Source organism: Providencia heimbachae ATCC 35613, assembly GCF_001655055.1.
GTDB classification, from domain to species: Bacteria; Pseudomonadota; Gammaproteobacteria; order Enterobacterales; family Enterobacteriaceae; genus Providencia; species Providencia heimbachae.
This window is the reverse complement of record NZ_LXEW01000013.1, coordinates 39252-45251: the sequence shown is the minus strand read 5'-3', so window position 1 is coordinate 45251 and position 6000 is coordinate 39252. Positions and strand designations below refer to the sequence as shown.

Genomic DNA, 6000 nt, shown 5'->3' with positions numbered 1-6000 from the left:
TTAAATATCTCTGTATTTTAATCGAATATTTTAATAATTATCTAAAAGAGAAAGTCAAAAAATAGATATTTTTGTATTTATAGATAAATATATTATTTAGAACATCACTTAAAGATGATTAAGTATTTTCTGAGTTCGTAACACGATAGAAGAGTGTTATTGTAACACTCTAAAAAAATGATTTTTTAAGACGAGTTTTACCATTCGCTGAGTATTAAATAAATAAATTTGTAACATTTTGTTACATTGAGTTGGCAAGGGGATCAATGCTATCTACACTAGAGCAATTACTGCGGATAGCGAGTGTAGGCATATGCTTAGTTACAAACTTTATTATGAGGAAGCCTATTTGTGGATATATGGATACTAGCAGGGCTCGTCTTGATTATTTTGCTTGGATTGGCGCCTATACTTGCTATCATCGCAATCAATCGAACAGGCCGTTTGCAATATCAAGTTTCTCAATTAAATCAAAAAATTGAATCTCTTGAAACGCTAATTTCGCAAGATAAATCTACTCAAATTGCTCAGACAAATTATCAATCCCCATTACAAGAAATATCCATAACAGGGGATACACAACAAAGTGAATCTGAACAGGGCATAACACAACCACCAGTAACGGAAGATCCCCATCAGGAAATTACTCATTCATACAGCGCAGCGAATACAGCTGTTCAAAATACAGTTATCTCTACTAATGATGAGCTACCCACAAAAATCGAGCCTGTCGCCAAAGGAATAAATCCAAATCGGTTTGATAGTGGAAGGTCAATAGACCGTGTGGAATTAAGTAATACTACGTCAAATAATAATACAGGTAAAAATCAGTCTGTATTTAGCCATTTCTTTAGTTGGTTAGTCAAAGGAAATCCACTGGCTAAGATAGGGATATTACTCCTTTTCCTTGGGGTCGCCTATTTACTTAGTTATAGCGTCCAAAATGATATTCTTTCGGCAGAAACGCGCTTAATTTTCAGTGCAATCGGTTGTTTAATTTTACTCGGAATAGGTTGGTGGCTGCGAAATAAAAAAGCCTTATTTGGTTTAATTCTGCAAGGTGGGGGAATAGGTTGTCTTTATATTACCATCTTTGCAGCGTTTAAATTATACACTATGCTGCCATACAGTATGGCATTTGCTTTCATGCTGTTGATTTGCGCAGCAAGTATCATGCTAGCCTTACTACAACGAACGATTAGCCTTGCCATCCTTGCTTCGATAGGTGGTTATTTGGCGCCAGTCCTGTTATCAACCGGTGGTGGCAGTCATATCATCCTTTTCTCCTACTATTTAATGCTATCGAGTGGCATCTTAATCATTAGCTTATGGCAAGCATGGCGCCCGCTTAATTTAGTGGGCATGTTTATGACTTATTCTGTCGCTGTTTTATGGGGATGGGATAACTACCAACCTGATTATTTTTTATCATGCCAACTATTTATTATCGCTAACCTGGTCATCTTTAATATATTAACCCAGTTATTTGCAATGCGATCTGAGCATAACAAACAGTTAGTCGTCGATAATACGTTATTATTTTTTCCGCCATTCTTGAGTATTGCATTTCAATATTTTATTTCTGGCGAAATGGGGCTACTACCTGCCTTTATTGCTTTATTGCTTGGTTTACTTTATCTCATTGCAGGGCTACAAATTCATAAGCGTTATAAAGTGTCAGGCACAAATATGGCGTTAGGCAATATTATTATTGGTGCGGGGTTTATTACTCTTGCAATACCGCTAGCGCTAAGCTTCGAATGGACCTCAATTGTTTGGTCACTGGAAGGATTGCTTATTCTTTGGTTTGGCTTACAGCAAAACCAGAAAAAAATGTCACTGATGGGTTCATTACTCATCGTAGTGAGCGCAATGACACTCTTAATCGATTATCCTTATTTATACTGGAGTCGCAGCAGTACTTATATGGTTCCAGTTTTATTGGTCGCTTGCTTTTTCGCCGGTGGTTTATTCCATTTACGGCGTAAAGAAAATAATTATTCTGATGTTTTAAGTTACGGTTTCTTAATATTAGGTATGGTGGTTTGGTTCTGCTGGGTTCCTATGTTTACCGATATCCTTTCATGGAGCGGAGAATCTGAAAGCTTTATTATTATGGCATTAGTTGTTATTTCAGTCTGGTTCTGGCGTTTCTACGCAATTAAAATCAATTGGATCCCGTTACTGCTCTGTCAGTCATTTTTGTGGTTTGTTGGCTACTATTATCTGGCACTTGATTTTATATATGATGAAAACCCAATGGGAAGGGGAGAAGGCTCTTTAATATGGGCGGTCATGTTGGGAAGCTCAGTTTTGTTTGTTATTCATGCGTATAAATTACGAAATGTATGGATGAAACGAATTCTCCATGGCGCTAATTTCTGGTTAATATTGCTATTTATAGCAACTCAAGTTAATTGGTTTGTCGTTATTTTGCCGTGGGGTATGCAAGAGCTAGGCTATTTCATTTACGTCATTGCAATAACATTAACGACTTTAGCGTTATATTGGTTGCAGAAAAATAGAATGGCCCCAATGATCCGTAATGGCCTTATTTATTGGTATAGCTATTTACCCGTAATCGCGGTGCTAATTGTTTTATCCTATTGTGCAAACCTAGAAGATGGCAAGCTCACTTTTTGGAATTATATCCCAGTCATTAATCCACTGGATGAAGCTGGGTTATTTAGCATTGCAACGATTATTTTAATGCGTAGAGGCTTTGTTCAGAAGATCAAAAAAGCGACGGAATATGATTTGTGGATCAGCCGTGGGTTGATGGTTACTGCAATTGGTTTGTCCGTACTGTGGTTCAACGGTATTCTTATTCGAGCAACTGCTGATTTTGCGAATATTAGTTGGAATTTGGATGCACTTTATGATTCTCGGATTATTCAAACTGTACTTTCAATTAGTTGGGCACTAGCTGCACTCTTTTGTATGGTTATTGCCGCTATAAAGAAAAACCGTGTTTGGTGGCTCAGTGGTGCAGTGATATTTGGTTGTGTAATCGCAAAATTATTCTTAATTGATATTTATGGTCAAAATGGTATTGAACGAGCGATCTCATTTATCACTGTTGCGTTATTGATATTGGTAGTTGGTTATTTTTCTCCGTTGCCACCTAAAGATGAGCAAGGAAATGCAGAAAAGGAGATGCAGTAATGAATCTAATAAAAAAAAGAGGATTAGGAAGAATAGCTGCCATTTTTTCCTTCGCGTTATTATTTACCAGTAATCTTTATGGTGAAGAGGCTAAAGCACTAATGCCTTATGATTTTTATCAAGGTGTAGAATTAGATACACTTGATAAGACAAGCCCTTTTTATTGGCTTGAGCTTCCCGTAAATGCTTATATAAATTCGGCTCACCCTCAGACATTACAAGATGTACGTGTATTTAATGGAACAGGGGATGAAGTCCCTTCGGCACTTTTTTATGATGCGGAAAAAACGATTTCCACTTCAACGCTCTCTTTTACCCCTCAGCGTTTAGTCGTCCAATCTGATAAAGTTAATTCACGGGATGAAGATAGGAACGAAAGGCAATATTTACTCGTTGAGGCGACACCAGGAAAAGTAAGTCGTATAGCGTTATCCAACATACAAGGAAAGCAAAATACGCAATACCAAGCTTATTTACTGACGCAAGACAAGAATAAAGACAATCCAATGTTAGCTCAAAACTTAACATTGGATTGGTCAAATAGCGAAACAGAATGGCAGGCTAAAGTATTTGTTTATGCGAGCACAGATAAAGAAAATTGGATAAATATTTCGGCTAATCAACCTATTATGAGTTTGAAATTAGATTCAGGAATAATTTCGAGTAATTCTATTGAGTTGCTACGTGGTAATTCATCGGCATTGAGCGCACCTTATTTTATGGTCATCGCAGTGAGTGCGCCAGATATGGCAATCCCAGATCTACAAAAAGTACATGCGACATTGGATGTGCTAAATTCAACGCGCCGGCAAGAAGTGTTTCATTTCGAAATGACCAATGATGGTGTTTCACGGGAACATGTCATTTATCAATTACCTTCGACACAACCACTTTCTGAATTACAGGTTCAGTTACAACAATCAAATAGAGTTATTCCACTAAAGATTGAGTACTCATCCGATAAGGGGGATATTTGGAAGCCCCTTACAGATATTGTGGCTTATAACCAGTCCTCTGATGGTGAAAGTGTCAGCAACCCAAATATTGCTTTAAATGGCGAAATGATTAGATCATTAAGAATTACTGCACTTAAAGGTAGTTGGGAAGATTTACCTCCGCGCATTGATGGTAAACGTGATGCAATCAATATAATTTTTAATATGCAAGGCGCGGCGCCATACCTGTTAGTTTGGGGTAATTATCAAACTCAGATTGAAAAAATGACTTATCGTGATCTTATCGGACAGCCATATAGTGTTGATGAAGTAATGAATCGTTATCCTGAGCTTTACGCCACAGGAAAAACTATTGATCTAGGCGGTGAAGAAAAATTAACCAAAGTTGAGCAACTCGATAGTGGTTCAAATTGGATGACGATTGCTTTATGGATGCTTTTATTCATTGGGATAGTTGTCTTACTGTATTTCTGCTGGTATTTGCTAAAAGAGATCAACTCTTCAAATAAAAACCAATCAGATGACCTATAATTAAGGCCTGTAAGGCAGAATAGATAAGGGAGCGAAAGCTTCCTTTATCATTTGTGTACGTGTCTTTACTTGTCTACAAAAACAATTACCTAGTCTCGGTGTTATTTGACATGGAATTGCGCTAAAACATCGTATATACCCGTCATAATTCAAGTTACAGGGTTGTTGGTCCACTTACCTGCAACTCGAATTATTTTGGGTATAGAACAATGGACTTAAGCCTTGAAGGATAAATGAAGATGAAAGCAACTTTATTTACAAACCTGTTTATGGCGATAGCATTATTTACCAGTGCTTCGGTATTCGCACAATCTGCAACGAGTTCGATAATATACGAAACAGCGCCTTATAATACGGCTCAGTTAGAATATATTTCTCATCACGTTAAGCAGCATGAAGAAAGTGACATTGAATCAGAAAGAGAGAGAAAAGAAACTGAACAACTTCAGCTAAGTGAAATAACAAATGATAAAAGGCTGACCGGGCGACAATTTAGAGTTAATGATGAAAAAAATTAAATCAAATTTGAGTCAAGTTTATTGCCTACTTGTAATGATTGCGTCTTAAAATTGAATTACAATTAGCCTAGTTTGTGTGTAATCGGAAAGTTTTGAATTTTATGGTGTAGATGTTCAAATAGTAACATTGATTATATTTGGTGTTTAAATGAGCGATACCTGTGTACCTGTCGAGGGAGAATATATGAATAATATGAATGGAATGCGTCACGCAAGTAATATTGCATGGGTATTGCAGTGGGTTTTAAACATTGGTTTGATTGCTTTAGCCGCGGTGCTTGTTTTTTTTCTAGGTAAAGAAACGGTCACGATGGCAGCGTTGATGTTTAGTGAAACAAAGAGCGCAACGGCTTATGAATTATTGGAAGGTATTGTTATCTACTTTCTTTATTTTGAGTTTATTGCCTTGATAATAAAGTACTTTATGTCTGGGTATCATTTCCCATTAAGGTACTTTATTTATATTGGTATTACAGCCATCATTAGGCTCATTATTGTTGATCATAGTGACCCTATGACTACATTACTGCATGCTGGTGCAATCTTAGTTTTAGTTGTTGCGCTGTTTATTGCGAATACTGAGAAACTCAAACGCGAATAGCATTTTACAGCCATACTTCAAATTGTAGTGCTATTACCTGACTATAATTTGAAGTACTTTGACTATACATAAAATAAACTTATATATAATGTTGAAAGGAATTTATAATATTCTTTTTTTTTGCCAAAAATTCAATTAAAAAAGAACTTAAACAATATATTTAAAATCAGGGTTTATATTTTAAAAAAATATTATATTTGAAAACAAATGCCGATAGTTATTGTATAAA

The 6000-nt window shown here is 36.2% G+C and carries 4 protein-coding genes; all 4 read left to right on the top strand.

Annotated elements, in window-relative coordinates; all coding sequences use genetic code 11:
* Positions 1-351 precede the first annotated feature (351 nt).
* The 4 genes from M998_RS03515 to psiE all read left to right on the top strand — a co-directional run bounded on the left by M998_RS03515 (position 352) and on the right by psiE (position 5771).
* Positions 352-3165: a DUF2339 domain-containing protein gene (locus tag M998_RS03515; RefSeq protein ID WP_068442816.1), complete on the top strand. Its 2814-nt coding sequence runs from the start codon at positions 352-354 to the stop codon at positions 3163-3165.
* Positions 3165-4652 (top strand): DUF3999 family protein, encoded by a 1488-nt coding sequence (locus tag M998_RS03510; protein ID WP_068907585.1) that lies wholly within the window; start codon positions 3165-3167, stop codon positions 4650-4652. The genes M998_RS03515 and M998_RS03510 overlap by 1 nt, the downstream gene beginning before the upstream one ends.
* A 239-nt stretch (positions 4653-4891) precedes the next feature.
* Positions 4892-5170 (top strand): hypothetical protein, encoded by a 279-nt coding sequence (locus M998_RS03505; RefSeq protein ID WP_068442822.1) that lies wholly within the window; start codon positions 4892-4894, stop codon positions 5168-5170.
* A 193-nt stretch (positions 5171-5363) separates the two neighbouring features.
* A complete protein-coding gene (gene psiE / locus M998_RS03500; protein WP_375342644.1) occupies positions 5364-5771 on the top strand; it encodes a phosphate-starvation-inducible protein PsiE in 408 nt (135 codons plus the stop codon).
* The last annotated feature ends 229 nt before the right edge of the window (positions 5772-6000 follow it).

Bases quoted from the DNA above. Each gene is read 5' to 3' on its own strand.
- psiE (WP_375342644.1), top strand. From the start codon at position 5,364: ATGAATGGAATGCGTCACGCAAGTAATATTGCATGGGTATTGCAGTGG.
- M998_RS03510 (WP_068907585.1), top strand. From the start codon at position 3,165: ATGAATCTAATAAAAAAAAGAGGATTAGGAAGAATAGCTGCCATTTTT.
- M998_RS03505 (WP_068442822.1), top strand. From the start codon at position 4,892: ATGAAAGCAACTTTATTTACAAACCTGTTTATGGCGATAGCATTATTT.